Consider the following 26,155-nt stretch of genomic DNA (forward strand, 5'->3'; position numbering starts at 1 on the left):
AGGCAACGGATGGCTACCGAGCCCTCCCGGCACTCAGAACACTGGGATCATGTCCTTCACCGCCCGAGTGCCGCACGATCGTCCGCCCGGTGATCGTCGCCCGGGTGGTGACCAACTCGGCGACCACCCACCTGGTGACCGCCCGAGCGGCGGCCGTCCGAGCGACCACAGTCCGCTCGGCGGCCGTCTCCTACGCGGCCGTCGGTTTGATGATCGGCTGCCTGGCGTCGGCGCGGCGGCGTTGGCGGTGGTGTTCGCGCTGGTCGTGAACCACTTCGTGCCCGTGCTCAGCCCCGCGGTCGTCGCCGTGGTGTCGGGCGCGGCGCTGGCGAACCTGGTGGGCGTGGGCGAGCGGCTCAAGCCCGGTCTGCGGTTCGTCGCGAAGCGGGTGCTGCGTACCGCGATCGTGCTGCTCGGCCTGCAGATCGCGGTGCCGCAGGTACTGGCGCTGGGGTGGCGGACGGTGGCCGTCGTGGTGCTGGCGACCGGCGTCACGTTCACGCTGACCCCGCTGATCGGCCGCCGTCTCGGCCTGACGCCGGGCACGTCGCTGCTGGTCGCCACCGGCGTCTCGATCTGCGGCGCCGCCGCGATCGCGGCCATGCGCGAGAGCACCGACGACTCCTCCGACGATGAGGCGGCCAGCGCGCTCAGCGTGGTCGTCCTGTACGGCACCACCGCCATCGCCCTCCTGCCGCTGGCGGCGTCCTGGCTCGGGCTGTCACCGACGCAGCTGGGCGTGTGGGCCGGGGCCGCCGTGCACGAGGTGGCCCAGGTGGCCGCCATCGGGGCCGCCTCGGGCGTGCTGGTCACCGCCGTCACGGTCAAGCTGGGGCGCGTCATCCTCCTCGCCCCGATCGTCGCCCTGACCTCCTACCGCCGCCGCCACGCCGGACCCGATGCTCCCGGCCGGTCCAAGCGGCCACCGGTCATCCCGCTGTTCGTGGCCGGGTTCCTGGCGATGGTGGCGCTGCGCAGCACCGGCCTGGTCCCCGACGTCGTGACCAGCGCGATCCCCCAGGTCACGAACGTCCTCATGGCCGCCGCCCTGTTCGGCCTCGGTACGGGGATCGACGCCCGCATACTGGTCAAGGGCGGGCGCGCACTGCTGCTCGGCGCCATTGCCACCGGCCTGGTCGGGGCCGTCTCGCTCGCGGGTGTCATGCTTCTCGTGTGATCATCGGTGGACGTGCGACCCGTCCCTCCGTAACGTGCTTAATGGGAACAAACTTCGTAAAGTAGACCGTTCCATGAAGCCGCCCTACGAAGGAGCACGAAACCCGCATGCACCGCGCCGCCGACCCCATCCTCCGGCCGTCCGACGAGGTCGCCGAAGCCCTCGCCACCGGCGCTCCCGTCGTGGCCCTGGAGTCCACGATCATCTCGCACGGCCTGCCGCAGCCGCGCAACCTGGAGGTCGCCCGGGAGCTGGAGGACATCGTCAGGGCGGCGGGTGCCGTACCGGCCACGATCGCGGTGCTCGACGGCGTCGCCCACGTGGGCCTGAACGACGTGGAGCTCGAACGCATCGCGACCGAGTCGGACCTGCGCAAGCTGAGCCAGCGCGACCTGCCGGTGGCGGCGGCGCTGAAGGCGAGCGGTGCGACGACCGTGTCGGCCACCTCGTTCCTGGCGGCCCGCGCGGGCATCCGGATCTTCGCCACCGGCGGGCTCGGCGGCGTGCACCGTGGCTGGAGCCAGGCACAGGACGAGTCGGCCGACCTCGACACGCTCGCGCGTACCCGGATCACCATCGTGTGCGCCGGGGTCAAGTCGATCCTGGACGTGCCCGCGACCCTCCAGCGCCTGGAGACCCGCGGCGTGACCGTGGCGGGATACCGTACGGACACCTTCCCCGGCTTCTACCTGCACTCCTCCGGCGAGCCGATCGACTGGCGGATCGAGTCGGCCGACGAGGCCGCGGCCATCATGCGCGGTCAGGACGCGTTCGGCGGCCAGGAGAGCGCGCTGATCGTCGCCAACCCCATCCCGGTGGACAAGCAGCTCGACCCGGCCCTGCACGACCGCGTGCTGAGCGAGGCGCTGGCCGCCGCCGACCGCGAGGGCGTGACCGGGCAGAAGATCACCCCGTTCCTCCTCGGCTACCTGGTGGACGGCACCGGCGGCGCCTCCCTGGAGGCGAACCTGGCCGCGGTCCGCGGCAACGTCACCCTCGCGGCCCAGATTGCGCTCTCCTGGTCACGAGCGTGACCGGCACCGGCCTCCTGGTCATCGGCGACGTCGTCACCGATGTGGTGGCCCTGCACGACTCGCCGGTCATGTCGGGCACCGACACGGCCGCCGACATCGTGCTCCGTCCCGGCGGCTCGGGCGCGAACACCGCCTCCTGGGCCGCCCACCTGGGCGCCGACGTACGACTGCTGGCCCGGCTCGGCTACGACAGCAGTGAGTGGCACACCACCGAGTTGATCAAGACCGGGGTGCGCCCGCACGTACGCGTCGACCCCGACCATCCGACGGCGATCGTGATCGCCATGGTGGACCGGACCGGCGAACGCTCGTTCCTCACCAACCGGGGCGCGGGCGGCCGGATCTCCGCCGAGGACTGGGACGGCTCCCTGCTCGACGGCGTGGGCCGCCTGCACCTGTCCGGCTACACGCTCTTCGCCGAGCCGGGGCTGCGGCTGGCCAGGCTCGCCATGGCCGAGGCCCGCGCCGCCGGGGTGGCCGTCAGCGTGGATCCCGCCTCGACCGGCTTCCTGCACGAGTTCGGCATCGCCCGGTTCCTGCGCGAATCCGCCCCCGCCGACCTCATCATCCCCAACCGGGACGAGGCCCTCCTGCTCACCGGAGCGCCGACCCCTCAGCGCGCCGCCGAACTGCTCAGCGAGAGGTACGGCACCGCGATCGTCAAGCTGGGACCCCAGGGTGCGCTGGCAGCTTCGGACGGCACGGTGACGGCTGCGACAGCTGGGGTTCCAGCGGATGTCGTGGACTCGACGGGAGCGGGCGATGCGTTCGCTGCGGGATATCTCACAGCAAGATTGAACGGCGCCGGTGAGGGGCAGTCTTTGGAGGCCGGATGCCGGGCCGGAGCCGAGTGTGTGGCCCTGGTGGGCGGTCGGCCACGGTACGGTTTGGAGCTGAACCTTCTTTACCCTATTCACACTGATTGATAGCTTGCCGCGTAGGCTGCACCATTAACCACATGCGTATTGAGTAGCAACACGCGGCTCACTGGGGAGGATAAGGTCCGCCGATGGAAGTCGAGTCATCGATCTGCCTGAGCGACCTGGTCCCTGCCTTGCGCTGGAGCCGTCCCCAGCAAGTCGCGGAGGCGCTGGGCGATCCGCGCCTGCCCGCCGGGTGGTGGTCGTCCGTCGCCCTGTCGAGGGCTCTCGGTACGGCCGGACTCGACTGGATCTGCGACCGGCTCGCGTTGCTGGCCTCCTCCCGCTGGGACCACCTGGCACTCGCCGACCTCCTGCCCGCGCTGACCGTGCACCACATCGACCCGGCGCTGCCCGGCTGGCCGGAGGCCACCAGGACGGCGATCACCGGCCTGGGAGGCTGGCAGCGACTGCGCCGCCTCTCGCCCGGCGACCTGGGCACCCCCTCGGCCACGCCTGAAGTGGTGATCGGCTCGGTGTTCCGCGAGGTGCTCAGCCGTATCCCGATCCAACGCGAACCCGGCCAGTCCGCCCAGCAGGCGGCCCCCCCGGCACAGGCCCGGCCCGGTGCTCACCCGGGACAGAGCCGGCAGCCGGTCCGTCCGGCACAGAACCACCCAGAGGTGACCCGTCCGCTCCAGCGCGGCACGGTACCCGGCCAGCGCGACGGCGGCCCGGTCCAGAGCCCGGCACACACCGGTCCGCACCCTGTAGCCCACGAGAACGGCACCCCTCAACGCCAGACCGGCTCCTTCCCGGGCCAGGCCGCTGCCCAGACGGGTTCCTTCGCTGATCAAGGCGGACCCCAGACAGGCTCCTTCGCCGCTCAGAGCGGGGCCGCCCGCCAGACCGGCTCATTCCCCGCATCGAAGGGACCGGCTCAAACCGGCTCATCCCCCGCGCCGGGCGGACCGGCTCAGAACGGCCCGTTCGCCGCACCGAATGGACCAGCTCAGACCGGCTCATTCGCCGCGCAGGGCGGACCGGCGCAGACCGGCTCATTCCAGGCGCAGAACAAGGGCAGCTCGCAGCCCACGACCGGCGCGCAGCCGCTGGCCGCTCCGCAGCCCCAGTCCGGCCCCCAGGCGGCCCGCCAGGACACGAACGCCCCCATCGCTAATCCTCCCGGCGCCAACCAGCAGGGCGGCGGCTTCCCGGGCACCGGCCTCCCCGGACCCGGAGTCTCCGGCCCCAACGCCTCAGGCGCCAACGTCCCAGGCCCCAGCGTCCCAGGCAACGCGGGCCCCGATCGCACCGGCCCACACCCCACCGCAGGCCCACACACTGGCCCGCACGCTACTGCCAGTCCGCGCACGGGCCCGCACCCCACCGCCGGTCCGCACCCCACCGCCGCCCCGCAGGCCAGCACGCCGCCCATCGGCGGCCCGCTCACCTCCGGCGGCCCGGTCGCCCCTGGCAGCCCGCTCGCCCCCGGTGGCCCGCTCGCCCCCGGTGGCCCGCTCGCCCCTGGCAGCCCGGTCGCCTCAGGCGGCCCGCACACCGGGCCCGTCGCCGACCGTGCTGACGGACCGACCCAGCAGAGTCCCCTCCCGGGCACCGAACCCGGCGGGAAACCCCAAACCGGGCCGAACCCGGCCGCCGGACTGTTCGCGCCCGGATCCGTCACAGGCACCGGGCAATTCCCCGCTGTCGGACCACTCGTAGGCACCGGAACGCCCACAGGCAACGGATCATCCACCGGAGCCGGCACGGGATCGCTTCCCGGAGGCGGCTTCCCGGGCGACCTGGGCAAAACGCCCCGCACCCCGAACACGGACACCCACACCGGTCCCGTCCCGGCGGCGGGCGCTCCGGGCAACGGCAGCACGTACGGCGCCCCGGTGCCGGCCGGCAATGCCACACCGGCGACGCCCGCCCCCTCCGAGACCGACCACGCCATGGTCCGGGTCGTCGACAGCCTGTTCCGCAGCCTGGACAAGCTGGCCCTCGCGGTGGCCGTACACCGCCTGTTCGCCGAAGACCCCGTCAGCCTGCGTACGCTCGCCCACAAGATGCTCGTCGACCGGGACATCCTCTCCCAGGCGCAGCGGACGGCCGAGGAGCGCGTGCTGCACTGGCTGCGCTCGTCGGAGTCGGCGCCGGTCACCGGGCACATGTTCCGGCTGACGGAGTGGCTCGGCGCGGCCGCCACCCAGGATCAGCTCATCGGCGCCGACCCGGCCCACCCGGTGATGGTCCCGTCGCTGCGTACGCCGCTCTGGCGGGTGCTCGTGACGCTGATGCCCGACCGCCGCCTCCAGGACGGCTGGCTGGTGGTGGGCGATCTTCACGGCCTGCAGGCCCGTACCAGGCAGTTGCTGTCCGGCCAGCCCGCCGACGCCGACGTCGTGGAACTGCTCAGCGAGCTGGGCATCCGCGCGCACTCGGCCAAGGCCTGGCTCGACGCGCTGCCGGAGACGTCGGGCCCCGTCGCGTCCGCCCCGTCACCCGCTCTGCCGCTCCCCCGCCGTACCCCGGGAGCCAACGGCCACCACCACAGGGGCGGCCAGCCCATCCCCGAGGCCGAGAGCAAGTCCATCGACCCCTCGGCGGCCCTCGCCGCGCTGTCCGCCCTCTCGGGCGGCCGGTCCGCGATGCTGCCGGGCACGCTCGCGGGCGCTCCCGCCACCCCGCCGCCCCCGCCGCCGAGCCCTTCGTCGGACCCGCGCCGCTGGCAGCGCATCGAGGTCACCAACGAACACCTCCGGGGCGGTCCGGTCCCGGTGCCCGAGGGGTACGCCACGCAGCTCGGCATGCGCCCCGGCACCCTCCTGTCGGTCACGGGCCCGGGAGACAACGCCATCGTGCTGGTCTGGCAGGGGCACCAGCCGGTGTTCGACTCGCTCCAGCCGGTCCTCATGCGCCTCAACGCCCGCGCCGGCGACCAGGTGTACGTCACGGTCGACGGCTACCGCCTGGAAGCCCAGCTCACCGGCTGACCGCGTGACCGACCCCGCCGGGCCGCAGCGGACCGGCGGCCGGTTGACGTCGCGGCCCAGCGGCCTTCGTGAAGCCCGATCACTCCGCGGCGAAGAGCCGGATCCGGTGGGCCACGGCGGCGGCCTCGCCACGGGAGGCGACGCCCAGTTTGGCCAGGATGTTGGAGACGTGCACGCTCACGGTCTTGACCGCGATGAACAGCTCCCCCGCGATCTCCCGATTGCTGCGCCCCTCGGCCACGTACCGCAGCACTTCCAGCTCACGCGCCGTCAGCCCCAGCGGCGGCCCGTCGGGCGCCGGCTCGTCGGCGACGGCGACACGCCCCCGCCGCGCGACCGCGTCCAGCCGCTCGGCCAGCGGCGTCGCACCGAGCTGCTCGGCCAGCTCACGGGCCCTGGCCAGCCTGACCCTCGCCCCCTGCCGATCACCGGCCTCCAGCGCCGCTCGGGCGGCGCCCTCCAGCGTCTGAGCCTCGGAGTATGGCTGCCGCAGCTCCGCCCAAGCCTCCACGGCCGTGTCCCACGCCTTGACCCGCGCGCCATCGAGACCGGCCCCAGAACCCGAGCCAGCACCCGATCCCGCGCCGGACTCCAGGTCAGCCTCGGACAGGCCCGCCAGAGCCATGTAGGTGAGTCGCAGAGCCTGCTGGTAGTCGCCAGCGACCGCGAGCCACTCCGCGACCGACCGCAACTCCGCCCCGATCTCCCCGCCCAACCGCGCGAACGTCACCAGCACCGGCCACGCGTAACGCGGACTGGCCAGCAGATCCTGCTCGCGCAGTGTCCGAGCCGCCGCCTCCCGCGCCTCGTCCAGGCGCCCCCGCGCCAGCAGCAGCTCGACCTCTCTGCAGGCGTGCGGCAGCACGTTCTGGTCGCGGAACCGCCCGCGCATCAGCACGCTGCGCGAGGCCGCGAACAGCTCCTCGGCCTGATCGATCCGCCCGCGCGCGAGCGCGATGTCGGAGGCGATCCCCTGCAGGCTGGCCCGGTAGGGCGGCGGCGGCGTGAGCTCCAGAGCGTGCTCGATCACCTCCAGCGCCTCGTCCCAGCGCCCGAGCGACATCAGGGGCTCGGCCAGGTTGATCGACAGGAACGTGCCCGAGGTGCGCGCCAAACCGTAGCGTTCGGCTTCGGCGACGCCGTCGCGGGCGACCTGGGCGGCCCGTTCGTGCCTCCCCGCGCCCTCCAGCACGTCGGACTCGGAGATGGCGCCGCGCAGCATCGCGTTGTAGGCCTCGGCCGAGGCCGCGATGCGGCGCGCTTCGGCGAACCCGCCCAGGTTGGCCTCGACGTCGGAGAATTGGCAGCGCGCCCAGGTCATGGTGATCAGCGCGTGCGCCTCGGTGTTGGCGTCGCCCACCTCGTGGCCGATCTCCATGGCCAGCCGGGCCGTGGAGATCTTCTCCTGCCAGCCGTCGTAGAGCATGCGGGCCAGAGTCTCCAGCACCTGGGCCCGCAGACCGGGCTGGTCGTCGGGCACCAGCGAAGCCGCCCGGCGCAGATCGTCGACGTGGCCGGGACGGCTGAGGTCGTAGCCGGTGAGACCGCGTTGCCGCAGCAGCCTGGCGGCCGTGACGGGATCGGCCGCCTCGTCGAGCTCGGCGAGCCCGGCACCGGTCAGGGCGATCGCGCGTTCGTACTCACCCGCCAGGTGGGCGACCACGGCGGTCTGCCGGAGCACGTTGATGTGGTCGGTGCCGATGCGCTCCGCGGCGTCGGGCACCTGATCCCACAGCTCCAGCACCCGCGACAGCATCCGGTGCTGCTCGTCGTAGGCGGCGGAGCGACGGGCGGCGGCGGCCGCGCGCCAGGCGCTGACCAGCGCCCAGGTGGTGTCGTGGGCGGCGTGCCAGTGGTGGGCCAGTTCGATCGCGCCGCGCGGGGCGGGCAGGATCGACAGGTCGTGCTCCAGCGCCTGGGCGAAGCGCGTGTGCAGGCGGGTGTGCTCGCCCGGCAGCAGGTCGTCGTGGAGCGCCTCGCGGATCAGCGCGTGCCTGAAGGAGTAGCCTTCGCCGTCCACGACGAGCACGTTGCCGGCCACGGCGGGCCGCAGCGCGTTGGACAGGGCCCCGTCGTCCAGCCCGGCGACGGCGGACAGCAGGTCGTGTTCGATGCGCTGGCCGCCCGCGCTGGCCACGCGGAGCAGCTCCTGGGTGTCGTCGGGCAGCCGCTCGACACTGGCGAGCAGCAGGTCGCGCAGCGACTCCGGCAGCGCCTCGCCGGCGCCGGACTCGCTGAGCAGCGCCTCCACGAACAGCGGGTTGCCCTCGCTGCGCGCGTAGATCAGGTCCATGTCGAGGTCGGACAGCTCGCGCTCCAGGATGCTCGCCGCCTGCTCGACGACCTCCCTGCGGGTGAGCCTGCGCAGCTCCAGCCTGGCCACCCAGGCGACGCGGCCCAGCTCGGCCAGCAGCGGGCGCAGCGGGTGGGTGCGGTGCAGCTCATCGGAGCGGTAGGTGACGACGATCAGCAGCCGTACGTCGGAACGCTGGTAGCGGACCAGGAACGAGAGCAGGTCGCGGGTGGAGCGGTCGGCCCAGTGGGCGTCCTCGATGACCAGGACGACCGGCCGGTCCTCCGCCAGCCGCTCCAGCAGGCCGAGCAGTTGCTCGAAGAGCCGGGCGCGGGCCTCGGAGCCGTCGCCGTCGGGCTCGCCGAACTCGGGCAGCAGCCGGGCCAGCCCGCGCGTGGTGCCGCCGGGCACCAGGGCCGCCACGCCGTCGCGGCCGAGCGCGCGCACCAGGCCACGCAGCACCGCGGTGAAGGGGGCGAACGGCAGGCCCTCGGTGCCCAGCTCCAGGCAGCCGCCGACGAGCACCATCGCGTCGCCCGCCCGATCGGCGAACTCCCTGATGAAGCGCGTCTTGCCGACCCCCGCCTCGCCGCCGACCAGCACGGTGGCCGCCGCCCCGGTCCGGGCACCGGCCAGGGCCCCGTCAAGCGCGCCCAGCTCCGCGGCGCGGCCGACGAACAGCGGGCTCACCGCGTGGATGCTCACGCCCCAAGAATGCCATCCGGCGGCGACAGAAAACGCCGCCGGTCAGTGCGGATCTGATCGCCTGTACGGAGACTCGCCCCCGACGTACGCGACCGACCGCTAGCGGAGGACCTTCCTGAACATGGTCGCCGACGCCTCGTAGCCCAGCGCGTGGTAGAACTCGGGCGCCCGCCGCGTCGCCATGGCCACGTAACCGGCCTCCCTCGTACGGGCCCAGGCCTCGAACTCCACCAGCAACGCCCGGCCGATGCCCTGCCGGCGCGACCCGCTCTGCACCATCGCCTCCTCGACCCAGGCGACGGGCCCGTTCGCGAACAGCGTGAGGTGCACGAACCCCAGCAGGTAACCCTGGACCCGCCCGCCCACCACGGCCGCGATCAACATGACGTCGTCGTCGCGCAGCAACTGCGGCAGCGCCGCGTCGAAGGCCTTGCGCTCGGGCCTGAAGGTCAGCCCGAACTCCCTGGCCAAGGCGAACAGCTCATCCGCGTCGGCCTTCTCCGCTCTCCTGATGTGGAGATCGTCTGACGTCATGTCGTACGACCTTAAGTCGTCGCGTGGCCGCCGTCCAATCACCTCAGCGTGTCAGCGCCTTGACAGTCTGTTCGGCGACCTCCTGGGCGCCCTTCATGAGCACGTCTTCGGCGACCGGCTTGGTGTTCGCGCCCTGGGCGGTGATCTGGCCGTCCTTGTTGTCGGTGCCGAAGTAGCGGACGTTGATCGTCGTGTTGCCCATCACGATGTACGCCCAGACGTTCGTGGTGCCCTTGAGGTTCTGGGTGTACATGGCATGGGTCTCGTCGCCGATGCCGTCGAGGTCCTTCATCTCACCGTACGTGCTCAGGAACCGCAGGCCGGGGTTCTCCTCCTTGGTGCCGGCCATGTCCTTCATCGAGTCGAAGTTGAAGTCGGCGTCGTCCCGCGCGTCCTCGACACTGGGCCAGACGTTGACGGCCAGGAAGATGGTCCGCGATTCCAGGATGCCGTTCTTGATGTTCTTGGACTTCTGCGTCCACTCGCAGCCCTTGCGCAGGGCGCCGTACCCGTCCTTCTGGACGCCCGGCTCGGACTGCGACTTGGGCGCGAGCCGCGTGGTCAGGCTCGCGGGCAGCAGGTCGCACACCTCGGGCACCGCCTTCAGCGGCGCGAAGGTGGAGGTGGCCGCGGGCGTCTCCGCCGCGTCCGACGAGGGCGCCGCCGAGGGCAACCCGGACGACGAGGGGAGCGACGACGGCAGCGTGGACGGCAGGTCGGAGGGCAGGTCGGACGGCAGGTCGAACGAGGGTGACGGCAGCGCGACAGGAGCGGCCGCCTGGCCGACGCCGCGTACCGCGATGAGCCCCCCGCCCAGCACCGCCACCGCAGCGGCCCCGGCCAGCACGGCCTTGGCCCAGCCTGGCGCCTTCGACGTGACGGGCCGCTCGCCGCCCCCGTCCGGCCAGTACGAGGCCGGAGGTACGGGTGGCGCCTGCGGTGCCTGCGGGCCCTGGATCATGGCCACCCCTAAACTCGACGATCATTACAAATGGGCTGCTGTTACCGCGTACGGGACGGAAATATAGCGAACCGAAAGTGCGGAACACTATGGTCTCCAGCGTGCCTGGTCTGGGGGATTCCAAAATCGCAGGCCGCTATCGGGTGCTACGGGCGCTCGGTCAGGGTGGCATGGGCACGATCTGGCTGGCTCACGACGAGCTGCTCGATCGCCAGGTCGCCATCAAGGAAGTGCTCCTCCCGCGGTCCCTCGCACCGGCCGAGCGGGCCGAGGCGCTCCAGCGGGCCATGCGCGAGGCGATGGCGGCCGCCCAGGTGCGGCATCCGGGCATCATCACCATTCACGACGTGCTGTCCGAGGACGGGCGGCCGTGGATCGTCATGGAGCTGCTCAGGGGCCGCGACCTGAAGGACGCGGTGGCCGCCGAGGGCCCGTGGTCGCCGGAGCGCACCGCGGCGATCGGGCTGCGGGTGCTGGAGGCGCTGTCCGTCGCCCACGCGCACGGCATCCAACATCGCGACGTCAAGCCCGCCAACGTGTTCCTGACCGACGACGGCCGGGTGGTGCTGACCGACTTCGGCATCGCCAAGCTGGAGGACCAGGCGACGATCACCGAGTCGGGGCTGCTGATCGGGTCACCCGGGTTCATCGCCCCGGAGAGGTTACGCGGCGAGCGCGGCGGGCCCGAGTCGGACCTGTGGTCGCTGGCCGCCACGCTCTACGCGACCGTGGAGGGCCAGGCTCCCTATGTCGGCACGTCTCCCATGTCGGTGCTGCGTGACGCCCTGACCCTGCCGCCCCGGCCGCCCCAGCGCGCCGGGAACCTCGGGCCGGTGCTGATGCTGATGCTGGCCCGCGAGCCGTACCAGAGACCCGTCCCGCAGGCGGCCGAGCAGTTGCTGCGGCGGGTAGCGGACGGTCAGCCGGCACTGGCGGCCACGCAGCCGAAGGCCAGGCGCGCCAACCGGCTGCCGATCATCGTCGGCGGCGCGGTCGTCGCGGCGGCGGTGGCCACGGTCGCGTTCGTGGCCCTGCGGCCCGCGGACACCCCCGCGAAACCCGTGGCGGAGCCCACGAAGCAGCAGGCGCCGACCACGTCGGCCGCCTCCACTCCCGCCCCTACCCCCACCAAGGAACCGGAGCCGGAGAAGACGCCCAAGTTCACCGCCGCCGTGCACCTGTGCACCCTGCTCACCCCCGCCCAGGTCGCCAAGCTCACGCCCGGTGTGGGCAAGGGCAGGCGCGACGGCGACACGTGCGAGTGGACCACCCGAGGCAAGGGGCTGTCCGCCGCGGTGCTGGCCGATTCCGGCGGGGCCGACAAGTGGAGCACGGTTCCGGAGGACGCCGAGGAACACTACGTCAACCTGCGCAACATCCGCGGCCAGGACGCGGAGATCACGTGGTCCTGGCCGGAGATCGGCCTCACCAAGCCGATCAAACAGCAGCGCCGGAACGTCCAGGACATCAACGGCATCGGCGACGAGGCGTTCGGCTACGAACTGGTCAGCCCCAAGGGCAACGCCGAGAACGTCACCGTGATCTTCCGGCTCAGCAACGTCAACGTCGAGATCGGTTATGTCAACGTCAACAAGATCGGCAACAACGCCGCCCTGCGCAAGGGAGCGCGCGACGCCGCGCGCTGGCTGGCCGAGGCATTGAACCGCCAGGAGTGAGGCAATGAACCAACCGCGACTCGTGGGCGGCCGCTACCAGTTGCTCGAACAGCTCGGCCGTGGCGGCATGGGCATCGTCTGGCGCGCGCACGACACGATGATCGGCCGCGAGGTGGCGGTGAAGCAGGTGCTGATCCCGCCGAACCTCCCCCACGCCGACCAGGCCGCGCTGCGCCACCGTACGTTGCACGAGGCCCGCGCGGCGGCCGGGATCCGGCACCCGGCGGTGGTCGGCATCCACGACGTGATCGACGACAACGGCGAGCCGTGGATCGTCATGGAGCTGGTCCGCGGGCGCTCGCTCGACCAGGCCGTCAAGACCGGCGGGCCGATGTCGGCGGCCTGGGCGGCCTCCATCGGCCTGTTCGTGCTGTCGGCGCTGGCCTCCGCGCACGCGCGCGGCCTGCTCCACCGCGACGTCAAACCGGGCAACGTGCTGCTCGCCGATGACGGCCGCATCCTGCTGTCCGACTTCGGCATCGCCGCTCCTACCGGTGCGGCCTCCCAACAGGGCGGCGTACCGGTGGGCACGGCCGGCTTCACCGCGCCCGAATGCCTGACCGAGGGCGTCGCGCCGGGGCCGCCGTCCGACCTGTTCTCGCTCGGCGCGACGATCTACACGGCGGTGGAGGGCGTACAGCCGTTCCAGCGCAACACCGCGATGGCCACGCTCGGCGCGGTGATGACCGAGCCGCCCAGGCCGCCGCAGCGCGCGGGCGAGCTCGCCCCGCTCCTGCTCGGCGTGCTGGCCAAGGACCCCTCCCACCGGCCCGACGTGCGCGCGCTGCGCCGGGGGCTGGAGCGGGTCGCGGGCCACGCGGCGGCCACCGTCAGGACGCCCGCGCCGGCGTGGGTGGTCTCGCGCGCGGCCGCGTACGGTTCGGCGGCGGCCGTGGTCGTGGCGTTCGTCGTCGCAGTCACGCTCATCCTCACCACGTCCATCCTCACCACGTCGTCCTCCGCCGCACCGTCGCCGCGGACCACACCGACGGCGGCGCGTACCACGAAACCGGCGCCGAGCAAGGCCCCGACCAGCGCGGCGCCGACCGCGTCGGCCTCGGCTTCGGCCAGCTCCTCCCCCGCGGTCACGCTGCCGGCCGGGAAGTTCTCCAAGATCCCCCGGCCCTGCCAGCTGCTCACCAGGGAGCAGGCCACCCGGCTCGTCGGCACGTTCCTCACCTCGTCGACCGACCCGGCCTTCAGGTGCGCGTGGGCGACGGCGGGCTTCCCGCCGGCGGGCAAGCAGCTGAGCGTGTTCCTGACGCTCTGGCTGTACCCGCCGCAGGGCGACGGTTACGAGACCACGCTCGCGCAGGAGCACGTCGCCGGGGCGAAGAAGGAGGCCGAGGACAAGGCGGGCAGGGGCGGCACCGGCGAGAAGCAGGGCGAGGTCTTCGAGATCCCCGGCGCGGGCGAGGAGGCCGTCGCGTACGAGATCTCCAGGGTGAAGTTCAACAACAAGCACGAGGTCGAGGTGCACGTGCTCTTCCGCACCGGCAACATGGTGGGTGAGTTCCGCTTCGTGCACGACGTGGCCAAGGACGCCGCCCTGCGGGACAAGGCCGCGCAGGCCGCCAAGTTCCTCGCCGCGAACCTCGACGCCAAGGCCTCCTGACCATGCGCGTGATCGCCGGACGCTACCAGCTGCTCGCCCCGCTCGGGGCGGGCGGCGCGGGCACGGTGTGGCGGGCGCGTGACGAGCTGCTGCACCGCGAGGTCGCGGTCAAGGAGGTACGGCTGCCGCCAGGCCAGGACCAGCAGCGGGCCCTGGTCGACACGCTGCGCGAGGCCAGGGCGGCGGCGGCGCTGAACCACCCGTCGATCATCACCGTGCACGACGTGATCTCCGAGGGCGGCCAGCCCTGGATCATCATGGACCTGCTGGCGGGCAGGTCCCTGGGCGACCTGGTCAAGGACCGCGGCCCGCTGCCGCCCGGCCACGTCGCCACGATCGGCCTGCGCGTGCTCGACGCGCTGGTGGCCGCCCACCACCGCGGCATCCTGCACCGGGACGTGAAGCCGGGCAACGTGATGATCACCGATCTCGGCGAGGTCGTCCTGACCGACTTCGGCATCGCCGCGCACACGGACGACGTCCCCGGCGCGGGTACGGCCGCCGCCGCTGCGCACTCCGGCGACGTCGCGGGCTCCCCCGGCTACATCGCGCCCGAGCTCCTGCGCGGCGAGCCGTCGGGCCCGATGGCCGACCTGTGGTCGCTGGGCGCCACCCTGTACCTGGCCGCCGAGGGCCGGGCGCCGTTCGAGCGCGACTCGGCGATGGCGATCGTCGCGGCCGTGCTCACGATGCCCCCGCCGCCGCCCGTCAACGCGGGCCCGCTCGGCGGCCTGCTCCTGGCCATGCTCGACCGGAACCCGGCCGCCCGGCCGCACCCGCGGGCCATCAGGGCGCACCTGGAGTCACTGGCGGTCCCGCTGCCCGTCCGGCCGCGCGAGACCGCGCCCGCCACGGTCCCGGTACGGTCGCGCCCGCGCCGCCGCACACCGTACGTGCTGGGCGGCCTGGCGGCGGGTACGGCCGTCGCGGTCACGGCGGTCGTGCTCCTCAACGGCTCCGGGGGCTTCGGGAGCTTCGAGGGCTCCGGGGGCTCCCCCGCCGCCACGACACCGGCCACCCAGATCGCCCAGCCCGCTTCGACCGCGGCGCCCTCTCCCACGACGACCACGACGATCACGGCGCCCCCGACCGGCCTGGCCAGGGGCGACGGCACGTTCGGCCGCCCGCCGAAGGCGTGCTCGCTCCTCACCGCCGAGCAGGCGCAGCGCGTCCTGCCAGGCTCCCGCTCCCGGCAGCGCGGCGTCTACAACGACAGCGAGTGCTACTGGTCGGTCGGGCTCGGCGGGCTCCTCAACACCACGTCCATCAACCTCAAGGTCAAACACTCCAGCGAGGTCAAGGCCGCCGAACGCGCCTTCACGCAGGCCGTACAGGCTCGCGACTCGGAGGCCGGCAGCGAGGAGACGGTGACGACCTCGCGCATCAGAACGGTGAGCGCGGGCGACGAGGCGGCCGCCCAGGACAAGGAAGCCGGCATCACCCACACCTCGACCACCACCATTTGGATGCGGATCAGCAACGTGATCATCCAGGTGGAGGCCAGCCATCCGAAGCGAACGAAGGTGACCCCGCAACTCCGGGACACCGCTCTCAAGACCGCCCGCGCGGTGGCCGACACCCTCCAGAAGGCGCGATGAACGACTACCAGCGGAAAGACTTCCCGACCGCGGCCGTGCCGCACACCGCTCCCACCCAGCAGTCCCGCCCCGGTGTGCGGGTGACGCCCGCGATCCTGAGCGGGGCGTCGGCCGTGGTCGTGCTCATGCTGTTCACCGTCCTGTTCCTGCTCACCCGGCAGCCGGACAAAACGGCCGTACCCGTAGCGGTCAAGACCACGCGGGCGGCCGAGCCTTCACCCACCGAGTCTTCGCCCACCGAGCAGGCCACCACGAGCGAGCCCGCGCCGACCGGGGCCGCCACGTTCACCAAGGCCGTCGACCCGTGCACGGTCACCGACGAGGACCTGGTCAAGAAGCTGACGCTGTTCCCGGACAAGACGCAGATCAAGGCCGAGGAGTGCGAGTGGTCGACGCTCGCGCCCGGCTCGGGGATGCCGGGCAACATGCAGTTCCGGCTCCAGGTGTACGTGAAGGTCTTCCCGGGGGATGTGACGGCGGCGCACGAGCAGTTCGTGGGACAGCGTCAGGAAGCCGTCCTGCTCGCCAGAACCTCCGCCCCCGCCGAGCCGCCCATCGGCGACGCCTCCTGGACCACCCTCTACACGCTGCCCGGTGACACGGGCAAGGGACCGACCACCGCGACCGTCGGCGTCCGGGTCAGCAACGCGGTGATCCAGGTCGCCTACCAGCGGCACGTCACCGAGGACTCGGCGGGCAGGCTGACCAAGGGCGCCCTGGACGTGGCCAGATCGGTCGCCGAGAAGCTCGGCACCTCGAACTAGTCCAACCTTGGAGGCGTCGTCAGCAGATGGGAGTCTTTATCGGTTTGCCGTCGGCCGGCCCGATCGGATAGGAAGCATGCATGCTGAAAGGCGGCAAGGTCGGGCTCAGAGCCCGGCACGAGGGCGATATTCCGATCCTGCAGGCCGAGCTCGGCGATGACGTGGTCACCTCTTCGCGGGCCAATGACCAGCCGTGGCGGCCGATCACGCCCGGCTCGAAGGACGCGCGGTTCGTGGTGGACGACAAGGAGCAAGGGCTCGCCCAGTTCTCCGTGATGGAGTTGGACGGCGGCATGCTGATCGGCAGCGCGCTGCTGTGGGGCATCGACAACCACAACCGGTCCGCGCACATCGGGCTGGGGCTGCTGCCGTCCGCCCGCGGCAAGGGCTACGGCACCGACGTGGTCGCGGTGCTGTGCCACTACGGTTTCGTCGTGCGCGGCCTGCAGCGGCTGCAGATCGAGACGCTGTCGGACAACGTCGCGATGTTGCGCTCCGCTGAGCACAACGGCTTCGTCCGTGAGGGCGTGCTGCGCTCCTCGGCCTGGGTCATGGGCGAGTTCCTTGACGAGGTGCTTCTCGGACTCCTCGTCCAGGACTGGAAGCCGGACCCGAAGGGCTAGTGCAGCGTGAACTCGGACGCCGGCGCTCAGCGCACCGAGCAGATCGCGTCTTCGATCACCGGTGTCACGGCCTCCGGGTGCGAGATCAGGGTGAGGTGGGAGCCGCCGTGGAACTCGATGATCTTCGAGCGGGCCCGCTCGGCCATCGCCCGCTGCGCGGCCGGGACGATGATCTGGTCGCCGGTGGCGATGAAATACCAGGACGGGATCGTCTTCCACGCCGCGGCCTTCGACGGTGTCATGAACGGGAGGACGCCCATCCGCCAGCCCGGCCATGCATGACCGCTACAGGGCTATTCGCAGGTCACAGGTCCCCTAGACCGAGCTGGCGGGCGATCAGCATGCGCTGGACCTCGCTGGTGCCCTCGCCGATCTCCAGGATCTTGGCGTCGCGGTAGAAGCGGCCCACCGGGAACTCGTTCATGAAGCCGTACCCGCCGAAGATCTGTGTCGCGTCGCGGGAGTTGTCCATGGCGGCGTTCGAGGAGACGAGCTTGGCGATCGCCGCCTCCTTCTTGAACGGCACGCCGGCCAGCATCTTCTCGGCCGCGTGGTAGTAGGCCAGGCGGGCGGTGTGGGCGCGGGCCTCCATGTCGGCGATCTTGAACTGGATGGCCTGGTAGTGGCCGATCGGGTGGCCGAACGCGCGTCTGTCCCTGACGTAGCGCAGGCATTCGTCCACGCAGCCCTGGGACAGGCCGACGCCGACGGCGGCGATGGCGATGCGGCCCTCGTCGAGCGTCTGCAGGAACTGGGCGTAGCCGCGGCCGCGCTCGCCGAGCAGGTTCTCGGCGGGGACGCGGCAGTCGGAGAAGGACAGCTCCCTGGTGTCGGAGGCGTTCCAGCCGACCTTGGAGTACTTCTTCGAGACCGTGAAGCCGGGCGTCCCTGACGGCACGAGGATGGTGGAGATCTGCCGCTCGCCGGTGAGCGCGGCGACGCCGACCACGCCGGTGATGTCGGTGCCCGAGTTGGTGATGAACGCCTTCGTCCCGTTGATCACCCATTCCGCGCCGTCGAGCGTGGCCGTGGTGCGCATGCCGCCGGGCACGTCGGAGCCGCCGCCGGGCTCCGTCAGGCCGAACGCGCCGAGGGTCTCGCCCGCCGCCATCGCCGGGAGCCAGGTCGCCCGCTGCTGGGGCGTACCGAATCGGTAGATCGGCATGGCGCCGAGCGACACCGCGGCCTCCAGGGTGATCGCCACGCTGGAGTCGGCGCGCGCCAGCTCCTCCAAGGCCAGGCAGAGCGCGAAGTAGTCGCCGCCCATGCCGCCGTACTCCTCGGGGAAGGGCAGACCGAACAGGCCCATGGCGCCCATCCGGCGCACGATGTCGTACGGGAACTCCTCCCGCTCGTAGAAGTCGCCGATCACCGGCGCCACCACGTCGCGGGCGAACGCCTCGACGGTCTTGCGCAGCTCTTCGTACTCGTCGGTGAGCATGGTGGGTCAGCCTTTCGCGAGGGCCTGGACGACGCGGGAGGGGCTGGGACGGCCGAGCCGTTCGGCCAGCCAGGTGCTCGTGGCCACGAGCTTGTCGAGGTCGAGGCCGGTGTCGATGCCGAGCCCGTGCAGCATCCAGACGAGGTCCTCGGTGGCGAGGTTGCCGGTGGCGGACTCGGCGTAGGGGCAGCCGCCGATGCCGCCGGTCGAGGCGTCGACGACGTGCACGCCCGACCGGAGCGCGGCCAGCGTGTTGGCCAGGGCCTGCCCGTACGTGTCGTGGAAGTGCACGGCCAGCCTGTCGGGATCGCGGAACGACTCGATCAGCGCGGTCACGTGTCCGGGGGTGCCGACGCCGATCGTGTCGCCGAGTGACAGCTCGTGGCAGCCCAGGCCGAGCAGCCGCTCGCCGACCGCGACGACCTGCGCGATCGGCGTCGGGCCCTCCCACGGGTCGCCGAAGCACATCGACACGTACGCGCGTACCTTGACGCCGTTGTCGAGCGCCCTGGCCACGACCGGCTCGAACATGTCGAACTGGCTCTTCAGGCTGCGGTTCAGGTTCTTGGCGGCGAACGTCTCGGTGGCGCTGGCGAAGATGGCGATCTCCTCGACGTCGTGCGCCAGCGCCCGGTCCAGGCCGCGCTCGTTCGGGACGAGCACCGGGTAACGGACGCCCGGCCGCCGGTCGAGCCTGGTGAGCAGCTCTTCGGCGTCGGCGAGCTGGGGCACCCAGGTGGGGTGGACGAAGCTGGTGGCCTCGATCACCCGGTGGCCGGCGTCGGCGAGCCGGTCGATGAACTCTGCCTTGACCTCGACCGGGACGATCGCGGATTCGTTCTGCAGGCCGTCGCGCGGGCCCACCTCGTAGACGGTGACGTGGTGCGGAAGACCCTCCATCGGGTACGGCCTGCGCATCAGGACTCCCCCGCCGAGCCCGACGAGTCCGGCAAGTCCGGCGAGTCCGCCGCGACGACCGCCAGGACGGCGTCCATGTCGACCGGCTGGCCCGCCTGTACGGGCAGCTCGGTGATCTGGCCGTCGCAGGGGGCGGTGACGGTGTGTTCCATCTTCATGGCCTCCACGATGAGAAGCGGCTGGCCCGCGCTCACCCGGTCGCCCGGCTGGACCTTGACGACCAGGACGGTGCCGGGCATGGGGCTTCTGACCACGCCGTCGCCCGCGTGCGCGGCGCCGGGGCGGTCGCCGGGGTCGCCGATGCGGTGGCGGGTCAGGGCCCAGGACTGGCCGTCCCTGCCCAGCCAGAGGGTGTCGTCGTGGCGGGCGTGGGTGTAGTGGGAGGTACGGCCGGCGAGGGTGAGGGTCAGCTTGGCGTCACTGACCAGGAGCCTGGCCGGAACGGCCACACCGGACACGACAACGCCGACGGACTCCGGGGCCGGGGCTTGCGTGGCATTTATGCGGATTTCTGCGGATTTTTCTGGCAGGCCGCGTACCTGGATCGTGTGGACGCCGTCCCGTGACTCCAGCCGCCAGGACGTCCACGCGCGCTCGCCGACCCGCCAGCCGTCCGCGACCTCCCAGGGATCCGAGCCCACCGGCGCGGCGTGGAAGGCCAGCGCGGCGGCGGCCAGCACCTCGTCGGGCGGCCCGGCGTCGGGGACCAGCGCGGGCAGGACCCGCTCGACCAGCCCGGTGTCGAGCTCGCCCGCCCGCACGGCCGGGTGCGCCGCGAGCGCCCGCAGGAACGGCACGTTCGTGATCACGCCCAGCACGGCCGTCTCGGCCAGCGCCTTGTCGAGCCGGCCGAAGGCCGCCTCCCGCGTGGGGGCCCAGGCGATGACCTTGGCCAGCATCGGGTCGAACTCGCTGCCCACGACACCGCCCTCGACCAGCCCGGAGTCCATCCGGACGCGCTCGGGCTCGGCCAGGCGCAGCACCCGCCCGCCCGTGGGCAGGAAGCCGCGCGACGGGTCCTCGGCGTAGACGCGGGCCTCGACGGCGTGGCCGCGCAGCCGTACCTCGTCCTGGGTGATGGACAGCGGCTCGCCCGCCGCCACCCGGAGCTGGAGCTCCACCAGGTCGAGGTCTGTCACCAGCTCGGTGACCGGGTGCTCCACCTGGAGGCGGGTGTTCATCTCCATGAAGTGGTACTCGCCGGTCGTGCCGTCGACGATGAACTCGACCGTGCCCGCGCTCACGTAACCCACCGCGCGGGCGGCCTCCACCGCCGCGGCGCCCATCCGCTCGCGCATCGCCGCGTCGACGAAGGGCGACGGGGCCTCTTCGATGATCTTCTGGTGGCGGCGTTGCAGACTGCACTCGCGTTCGCCCAGGTGGACGACGTTGCCGTGGGTGTCGGCCAGGACTTGGATCTCGATGTGGCGGGGGTTCTCGACGTAGCGCTCGATCAGCAGGGTCTCGTCACCGAACGCGGCGCGGGCCGTACGGCGGGCCGACTCCAGCGCCTCGGGCAGTTCGGCGGCCGAACGGACCAGCACCATGCCCTTGCCGCCCCCGCCCGCCGACGGCTTGATCAGGGCGGGGAAGTCCGTCCAGGACAACAGCGAGTCGCCGGGCTCGGCGCCGCCCGGCACCACCGGGACCCCGGCGGCCGAGACGGTGGCCTTGGCGCGGATCTTGTCGCCCATGGCGTCGATGGCCTCGGGCGGCGGGCCGATGAAGACCAGCCCGGCCGCGGCGCAGCGGCGGGCGAACTCGGCGTTCTCCGCCAGGAACCCGTATCCGGGATGTACGGCCTGCGCACCGGACGCCTCGGCCGCCGCCACGATCGCCCCCATGTCCAGATATTTCGTGACCTGGAGGGCTATGTCTGCCTCGCGGACATGGCGGGCGTCCGCGTCCGAGGCGGTGTGGACGGCCACCGACGTGATGCCGAGCGCACGGAGCGTACGGATGACGCGGACCGCGATCTCACCCCGGTTGGCGATGAGCACGCGACGGAACATCGCCTGCGAACTAAGAGACGGGGCCATGAGCACACTCACATCCGGAAGACGCCGTAGCCGACGGGGTCGAGCGGGGCGTTGGCCGCCGCGGAGAGTGCCAGGCCGAGGACCGTGCGGGTGTCGAGCGGGTCGATCACGCCGTCGTCCCACAGCCGGGCCGTGGAGTAGTAAGGGTTGCCCTGGTGCTCGTACTGAGCCCTGATGGCGTCCGCGTCGGCGTTGCCGACGGTGGTGAGCACGTTCGCGGCCTGCTCGCCGCCCATGACCGAGATGCGGGCGTTCGGCCACATCCACAGGAACCTGGGCGAGTACGCCCGCCCGGCCATGGCGTAGTTGCCCGCTCCGAACGACCCGCCGATCACCACCGTGAACTTCGGCACCCTGGCACAGGAGACCGCGGTGACCATCTTGGCGCCGTGCTTGGCGATGCCGCCCGCCTCGTAGGCCTTGCCGACCATGAAGCCGCTGATGTTCTGCAGGAACACCAGCGGGATGCGCCTGCGGTCGCACAGCTCGATGAAGTGCGCGCCCTTCAGCGCGGACTCGCTGAACAGGATGCCGTTGTTCGCGATGATCCCGACCGGGTGCCCGTGCAGGTGGGCGAAGCCGGTGACCAGCGTCGAGCCGTACTCGGCCTTGAACTCCAGGAACCGCGAGCCGTCGACGAGCCGGGCGATGACCTCCCGCACCTCGTACGGTCGGCGGGTGTCGGCGGGCACGATGCCGTAGAGGTCGCGCGGATCGTGCCGGGGCTCCTCGGGTTCGGCCCTGTCCCAGGGCCGCTCGGCTCTCGGGGCCAGCGTGGAGACGATGTCGCGGACGATGGCCAGCGCGTGCGCGTCGTCGTCGGCCAGGTGGTCGGTGACGCCGCTGACCCGGGCGTGCAGGTCGCCGCCGCCCAGCTCCTCGGCCGTGACCTCCTCGCCGGTGGCCGCCTTCACCAGCGGCGGGCCGCCGAGGAAGATGGTGCCCTGGTCGCGCACGATGACGGCCTCGTCGCTCATGGCCGGGACGTACGCGCCGCCCGCCGTACAGGAGCCGAGCACGGCGGCGATCTGCGGGATGCCGCGCGCGGACATCGTGGCCTGGTTGTAGAAGATGCGGCCGAAGTGCTCCCGGTCGGGGAAGACCTCGTCCTGCTTGGGGAGGAACGCGCCGCCCGAATCGACCAGGTACACGCACGGCAGGTGATTGTGCAGCGCCACCTCCTGCGCGCGCAGGTGCTTCTTGACGGTGATCGGGTAGTACGTGCCGCCCTTCACGGTGGCGTCGTTGGCCACGACCACGCACTCGCGCCCGGCGATCCTGCCGACGCCGGTGATGATCCCGGCGGCCGGCGCCTGGTCGTCGTAGAGGCCGTTGGCGGCCAGCGGCGACAGCTCCAGGAAGCGGGAACCGGGATCGAGCAGGCCGTCGACGCGGTCGCGCGGCAGCAGCTTGCCGCGTTCCACGTGACGCTGCCGCGACCGCTCGGGACCGCCTGCGGCGGCCACGGCGAGGCGCTCCAGCAGGTCGGCGGCGAGCCGCTCGTTGAGCGCGGCGTTCTGCTTGAACGCCTCGCTGCCGGGGTCCGCGGCCGAGTTCAGCACCGGCCAGTCGCTCATGTGCCCCCTTCCGTCATGAGGCAGATGTTAGTCATCATTAACGTAACCGTCTACTATGTGAGACGTGACGACGACGCGGAGCCGTGGCAGCCGGCGCCTGGAGATCCTCGGCGCGGCCGCGAACCTGTTCGCCGCGCGCGGCTTCCACGGCGTCTCGATCGAGGACATCGGCGGCGCGGTCGGCGTCTCGGGCCCGGCGCTCTACCGCCACTTCAGCGGCAAGGAGGCGCTGCTCGCCGAAATGCTGCTGGGCATCAGCTCGCGGCTGCGCGAGTCGGCCGCCGCGGCGGTCACCTCGCCCGGCGGGCCGGAGGAGACGCTCAACGCGCTGCTGAACGTGCAGATCACCTTCGCCCTCGAGCAGCCCGCGCTGATCACCGTGCACGACAGGGAGCTGGGCAACGTGCCCGAGCGGGAGCGGCGGCAGATCAGGCGGCTGCAGCGGCTGTACGTCGAGGAATGGGTCACCGTGCTGGCCGAGCTGCACCCGTCGTGCCCGCCCCCGCGACTGCGGGCCGCCACGCACGCCGTCTTCGGGCTGCTCAACTCCACCCCGCACAGCGCCGGCGAGCTGCCCGCGCAGGCCATGCGCCCCCTCCTGCGCGCGATGGCCAGGGCCGCCATCGCGGCCTCGGTTAACGCGCACTAACAAACGCCCATAACCGCGAAAACATGGGCTTTTCACGCCAACTATCTAGATATATCGTCAAGGTATCTCGATAGTTGGAGGCATCATGCGTGATCCCCACATGTGGGACGAAATCCATCAAGCGGCTGCAGAACCCCCACACCCTCACTTCCCGCCGGGACCACCGTTCCCGCCCGGCGCACCGCCGCACCCGATGGGCCCGGGCATGCCGCCCATCCCGGGCGGCGCTCCGGGAATGGGCGGCGCTCCGGGAATGGGGGGTGGCGGCCCGGGGATGGGCGGCATGCCCGGCGCGCCGCCGATGGGCTGGGAGGGCGGCGCTCCGCGCGTACGGCGGGGCGACGTCAGGGCGGCGCTGCTGAGCCTGCTCAGCGAAGGGCCGAAGAACGGCTACCAGATGATCCAGGACATCGAGGAGCGCAGCCGCGGCGTGTGGCGGCCCAGCCCCGGCTCGGTCTATCCGTCGCTCCAGCAACTGGAGGACGAGGGCCTGGTCGCCAGCGACGAGAGCGGCGGCTCCCGGATCTACAGCCTGACCGAGCAGGGCCGCGAGCAGGCCGAACGACACCTCGACGGCGAGGCCCCCTGGGACGAGGTGGCGCGTTCGGTGCCCGAGGACCGGCACGAGCTGCGGCTGCTGTGGGCCCAGCTCAACGAGGCGTTCAGCCATCTGACGCGGACGGCCAACGACCAGCAGGTCGCCCAGGCCAAGAAGCTGCTCAGGCAGACACGTAAGTCCGTTTTCCAGATCCTCGCGGAGGACTGACCATGACCGAAGTGGCTGTGGCCGTACACGGCCTGAAGAAGGACTACGGCAAGGTCGAGGCCGTCAAGGGCGTCGACTTCGAGGTGGCCCCCGGCGAGGTCTTCGGCTTCCTCGGCCCGAACGGCGCGGGGAAGACCACCACGATCAGCATGCTCTGCACGCTCGTCAACCCGACCGGCGGCAGCGCCACGGTCGCCGGGTACGACGTGGTGCGGGAGCGCGACGAGGTACGCAGGAACATCGGGCTGGTCTTCCAGGACCCGACGCTCGACGGCTACCTGAGCGCCGAGCAGAACCTGCGCTTCCACGCCGAGCTGTACGGCGTGCCGAAGAGCATCGTCGGCGACCGGATCAAGCAGGTCATGGAGATGGTCGCGCTCTGGGACCGCAAGGACGCCAAGGTCATGACGTTTTCTGGCGGCATGAAGCGGCGGCTGGAGATCGCCCGCGGACTTCTGCACTCGCCCCGGGTGCTGTTCCTGGACGAGCCCACGGTCGGCCTCGACCCGCAGACCCGCTCGGCCATCTGGGGATACATCAACCAGCTCCGGCACCTGGAGGACATCACCATCTTCATGACCACCCACTACATGGACGAGGCCGAGTACTGCGACCGGATCGCGATCATCGACCACGGCGAGATCGTCGTCATCGACTCGCCGGAGGCGCTGAAGGCCAGCATCGGCAAGGACCGGGTGCAGATCCAGACCGGCGACGACGACGCCGCGATCAAGGCGTTACGCGAAAAGTTCGACCTGGACGCGGCCGTGCGCGAGGGCGCGGTGACGTTCGCCGTCGCGTCGGGCGAGGAGTTCGTGCCCCGGCTGTTCGCCGAGCTGGGCATGCCGATCAAGTCGGTGAGCGTCTCACGGCCCTCACTCGACGACGTGTTCATGAACTACACCGGTTCCACGATCCGCGACGCCGAGGAAGGTGCCGAGACGGGCGGCAGGGCGTGGATGAGAGCGATGGCGAGGCGATAGTCATGGCGGCAGAGGCGATCAGCGTCCGGGTGCCGGTGCACAGCGCCGGGCACGATCTCCGGGCGGTCAAGGTGGTGCTGCACCGGGAGCTGCTGCGGTTCGTCAACGACCGCACCCGCATGCTGTCGATGCTGCTGCAGCCGGTGCTGTGGCTGTTCGTGATGGGCACCGGGCTGGGCTCGCTGGTGCGCGGCACCATCCCGGGCATCGACTACCGCACCTTCATGTATCCCGGCATGATCTCGATGACCGTGATCATGACCGGCATGTTCTCGGCCGGGTCCATCGTGTGGGACCGCGAGTTCGGCTTCCTGCGCGAGATGCTCGTCGCCCCGGTCTCACGCGGGGCGATCGTGGTCGGCAAGTGCCTGGGCGGGGCCCTGGTGGCCACCGGGCAGGGCGTCGTCATCCTGGCGATGGCCGGGTTGGTCGGCGTACCGTACTCGCCGGCCCTGATCGTCACGCTGCTGGCGGAGATGTTCCTCGCGGCGTTCACGATCACGGCGTTCGGGGTGATGCTGGCGGCGCGGATGCGCAACATGCAGACCTTCTTCGGGCTGATGCAGATGGCGATCATGCCGATGATGTTCCTGTCGGGGGCGATGTTCCCGCTGGCGAACCTGCCGTCGTGGCTGCACCTACTGACGGTGATCAACCCGATGACGTACGCGGTGGACCCGATGCGGCAGGCGGTGTTCTCCCACCTGGACGTTCCCGCGCAGGTGAACGCGGTGCTCAACCCGGGGGTTCGGTGGTTCGACTTCCAGGTGCCGGTGGGGCTGGAGCTGGGGGTGGTGGCCCTTCTGGGGGTTGTTCTGCTGGGGGTGGGGATCGCGCAGTTCAGGCGGGCGGAGTAGGTCGCACAGGTTTTCGCATCTGGCTGCGACGATCTCGTTACGGAGGGTAGCTTTCCCGATGCAAGCGCAATCCCCCCTCCAAAGGA

21 protein-coding genes are annotated in these 26,155 nt (G+C 71.6%); 13 read left to right on the forward strand and 8 right to left on the reverse strand.

What is annotated here, in order from left to right; translation table 11 throughout:
• The first annotated feature begins 49 nt into the window (after positions 1 to 49).
• From AB0F17_RS29595 to AB0F17_RS29610, 4 genes are all read left to right on the forward strand, one after another.
• Positions 50 to 1,177 (forward strand): putative sulfate exporter family transporter, encoded by a 1,128-nt coding sequence (locus tag AB0F17_RS29595; protein ID WP_358029288.1) that lies wholly within the window; start codon positions 50 to 52, stop codon positions 1,175 to 1,177.
• A 107-nt stretch (positions 1,178 to 1,284) separates the two neighbouring features.
• Positions 1,285 to 2,211, forward strand: coding sequence for a pseudouridine-5'-phosphate glycosidase (locus tag AB0F17_RS29600; protein WP_358029291.1), 927 nt, complete (start codon positions 1,285 to 1,287; stop codon positions 2,209 to 2,211).
• Entirely contained in the window at positions 2,208 to 3,137 is a 930-nt protein-coding gene (locus AB0F17_RS29605; protein WP_358029293.1) for a sugar kinase, read from the forward strand. Before AB0F17_RS29600 ends, AB0F17_RS29605 begins: the two co-directional genes overlap by 4 nt.
• Positions 3,138 to 3,220: 83 nt before the next feature.
• A complete protein-coding gene (locus AB0F17_RS29610; RefSeq protein ID WP_358029296.1) occupies positions 3,221 to 6,070 on the forward strand; it encodes a hypothetical protein in 2,850 nt (949 codons plus the stop codon).
• Between the two features lie 79 nt (positions 6,071 to 6,149).
• Here AB0F17_RS29610 and AB0F17_RS29615 read toward each other — a convergent pair whose 3' ends face one another.
• The 3 genes from AB0F17_RS29615 to AB0F17_RS29625 all read right to left on the reverse strand — a co-directional run bounded on the left by AB0F17_RS29615 (position 6,150) and on the right by AB0F17_RS29625 (position 10,569).
• Positions 6,150 to 9,068, reverse strand: coding sequence for an AAA family ATPase (locus AB0F17_RS29615; RefSeq protein WP_358029299.1), 2,919 nt, complete (start codon positions 9,066 to 9,068; stop codon positions 6,150 to 6,152).
• A gap of 99 nt (positions 9,069 to 9,167) precedes the next feature.
• Positions 9,168 to 9,602, reverse strand: coding sequence for a GNAT family N-acetyltransferase (locus AB0F17_RS29620; RefSeq protein ID WP_358029302.1), 435 nt, complete (start codon positions 9,600 to 9,602; stop codon positions 9,168 to 9,170).
• A 43-nt stretch (positions 9,603 to 9,645) separates the two neighbouring features.
• Positions 9,646 to 10,569 carry a hypothetical protein gene (locus AB0F17_RS29625; RefSeq protein ID WP_358029305.1) on the reverse strand — a complete coding sequence of 308 codons (924 nt, stop codon included), beginning with the start codon at positions 10,567 to 10,569 and terminating at the stop codon, positions 9,646 to 9,648.
• Between the two features lie 83 nt (positions 10,570 to 10,652).
• Here AB0F17_RS29625 and AB0F17_RS29630 point away from each other — a divergent pair, with 83 nt between their 5' ends.
• From AB0F17_RS29630 to AB0F17_RS29650, 5 genes are all read left to right on the forward strand, one after another.
• On the forward strand, positions 10,653 to 12,239 hold the full coding sequence (locus AB0F17_RS29630) for a protein kinase (protein WP_358029858.1): 1,587 nt from the start codon (positions 10,653 to 10,655) through the stop codon (positions 12,237 to 12,239).
• 4 nt (positions 12,240 to 12,243) lie between these two features.
• The gene (locus AB0F17_RS29635) at positions 12,244 to 13,854 is read left to right on the forward strand and encodes a serine/threonine-protein kinase (protein ID WP_358029308.1); all 1,611 of its coding nucleotides are present in this window, start codon (positions 12,244 to 12,246) and stop codon (positions 13,852 to 13,854) included.
• A gap of 2 nt (positions 13,855 to 13,856) precedes the next feature.
• On the forward strand, positions 13,857 to 15,452 hold the full coding sequence (locus AB0F17_RS29640) for a serine/threonine-protein kinase (RefSeq protein WP_358029311.1): 1,596 nt from the start codon (positions 13,857 to 13,859) through the stop codon (positions 15,450 to 15,452).
• Positions 15,449 to 16,216 carry a hypothetical protein gene (locus AB0F17_RS29645; RefSeq protein ID WP_358029314.1) on the forward strand — a complete coding sequence of 256 codons (768 nt, stop codon included), beginning with the start codon at positions 15,449 to 15,451 and terminating at the stop codon, positions 16,214 to 16,216. The genes AB0F17_RS29640 and AB0F17_RS29645 overlap by 4 nt, the downstream gene beginning before the upstream one ends.
• An 80-nt stretch (positions 16,217 to 16,296) precedes the next feature.
• Positions 16,297 to 16,839: a GNAT family protein gene (locus AB0F17_RS29650; RefSeq protein ID WP_358029317.1), complete on the forward strand. Its 543-nt coding sequence runs from the start codon at positions 16,297 to 16,299 to the stop codon at positions 16,837 to 16,839.
• 26 nt (positions 16,840 to 16,865) lie between these two features.
• Here the strand turns inward: AB0F17_RS29650 and AB0F17_RS29655 are convergent, their stop codons facing one another.
• The 5 genes from AB0F17_RS29655 to AB0F17_RS29675 form a co-directional block, all read right to left on the reverse strand.
• On the reverse strand, positions 16,866 to 17,081 hold the full coding sequence (locus tag AB0F17_RS29655; protein ID WP_358029319.1) for an alpha/beta fold hydrolase: 216 nt from the start codon (positions 17,079 to 17,081) through the stop codon (positions 16,866 to 16,868).
• 62 nt (positions 17,082 to 17,143) lie between these two features.
• Complete coding sequence (locus AB0F17_RS29660; RefSeq protein WP_358029321.1) at positions 17,144 to 18,280, reverse strand: acyl-CoA dehydrogenase family protein; 1,137 nt, start codon at positions 18,278 to 18,280, stop codon at positions 17,144 to 17,146.
• Positions 18,281 to 18,286: 6 nt separating this feature from the next.
• On the reverse strand, positions 18,287 to 19,198 hold the full coding sequence (locus tag AB0F17_RS29665; protein ID WP_358029323.1) for a hydroxymethylglutaryl-CoA lyase: 912 nt from the start codon (positions 19,196 to 19,198) through the stop codon (positions 18,287 to 18,289).
• A complete protein-coding gene (locus AB0F17_RS29670; RefSeq protein WP_358029326.1) occupies positions 19,198 to 21,210 on the reverse strand; it encodes a biotin carboxylase N-terminal domain-containing protein in 2,013 nt (670 codons plus the stop codon). The genes AB0F17_RS29665 and AB0F17_RS29670 overlap by 1 nt, the downstream gene beginning before the upstream one ends.
• A gap of 35 nt (positions 21,211 to 21,245) precedes the next feature.
• Positions 21,246 to 22,814 (reverse strand): carboxyl transferase domain-containing protein, encoded by a 1,569-nt coding sequence (locus AB0F17_RS29675; protein WP_358029328.1) that lies wholly within the window; start codon positions 22,812 to 22,814, stop codon positions 21,246 to 21,248.
• A gap of 64 nt (positions 22,815 to 22,878) precedes the next feature.
• On the opposite strand from AB0F17_RS29675, the gene AB0F17_RS29680 reads away from it, so the two are divergent.
• The 4 genes from AB0F17_RS29680 (at position 22,879) to AB0F17_RS29695 (ending at position 26,069) form a co-directional block, all read left to right on the forward strand.
• Positions 22,879 to 23,463: a helix-turn-helix domain-containing protein gene (locus tag AB0F17_RS29680; RefSeq protein WP_358029330.1), complete on the forward strand. Its 585-nt coding sequence runs from the start codon at positions 22,879 to 22,881 to the stop codon at positions 23,461 to 23,463.
• Between the two features lie 205 nt (positions 23,464 to 23,668).
• The gene (locus tag AB0F17_RS29685; protein WP_358029331.1) at positions 23,669 to 24,229 is read left to right on the forward strand and encodes a PadR family transcriptional regulator; all 561 of its coding nucleotides are present in this window, start codon (positions 23,669 to 23,671) and stop codon (positions 24,227 to 24,229) included.
• A gap of 2 nt (positions 24,230 to 24,231) precedes the next feature.
• Entirely contained in the window at positions 24,232 to 25,212 is a 981-nt protein-coding gene (locus AB0F17_RS29690; RefSeq protein ID WP_358029333.1) for an ATP-binding cassette domain-containing protein, read from the forward strand.
• Positions 25,213 to 25,214: 2 nt separating this feature from the next.
• A complete protein-coding gene (locus AB0F17_RS29695; protein ID WP_358029336.1) occupies positions 25,215 to 26,069 on the forward strand; it encodes an ABC transporter permease in 855 nt (284 codons plus the stop codon).
• The last annotated feature ends 86 nt before the right edge of the window (positions 26,070 to 26,155 follow it).

Origin of the sequence: Nonomuraea sp. NPDC026600 (assembly GCF_040638335.1) — a bacterium.
Taxonomy (GTDB): Bacteria; Actinomycetota; Actinomycetes; order Streptosporangiales; family Streptosporangiaceae; genus Nonomuraea.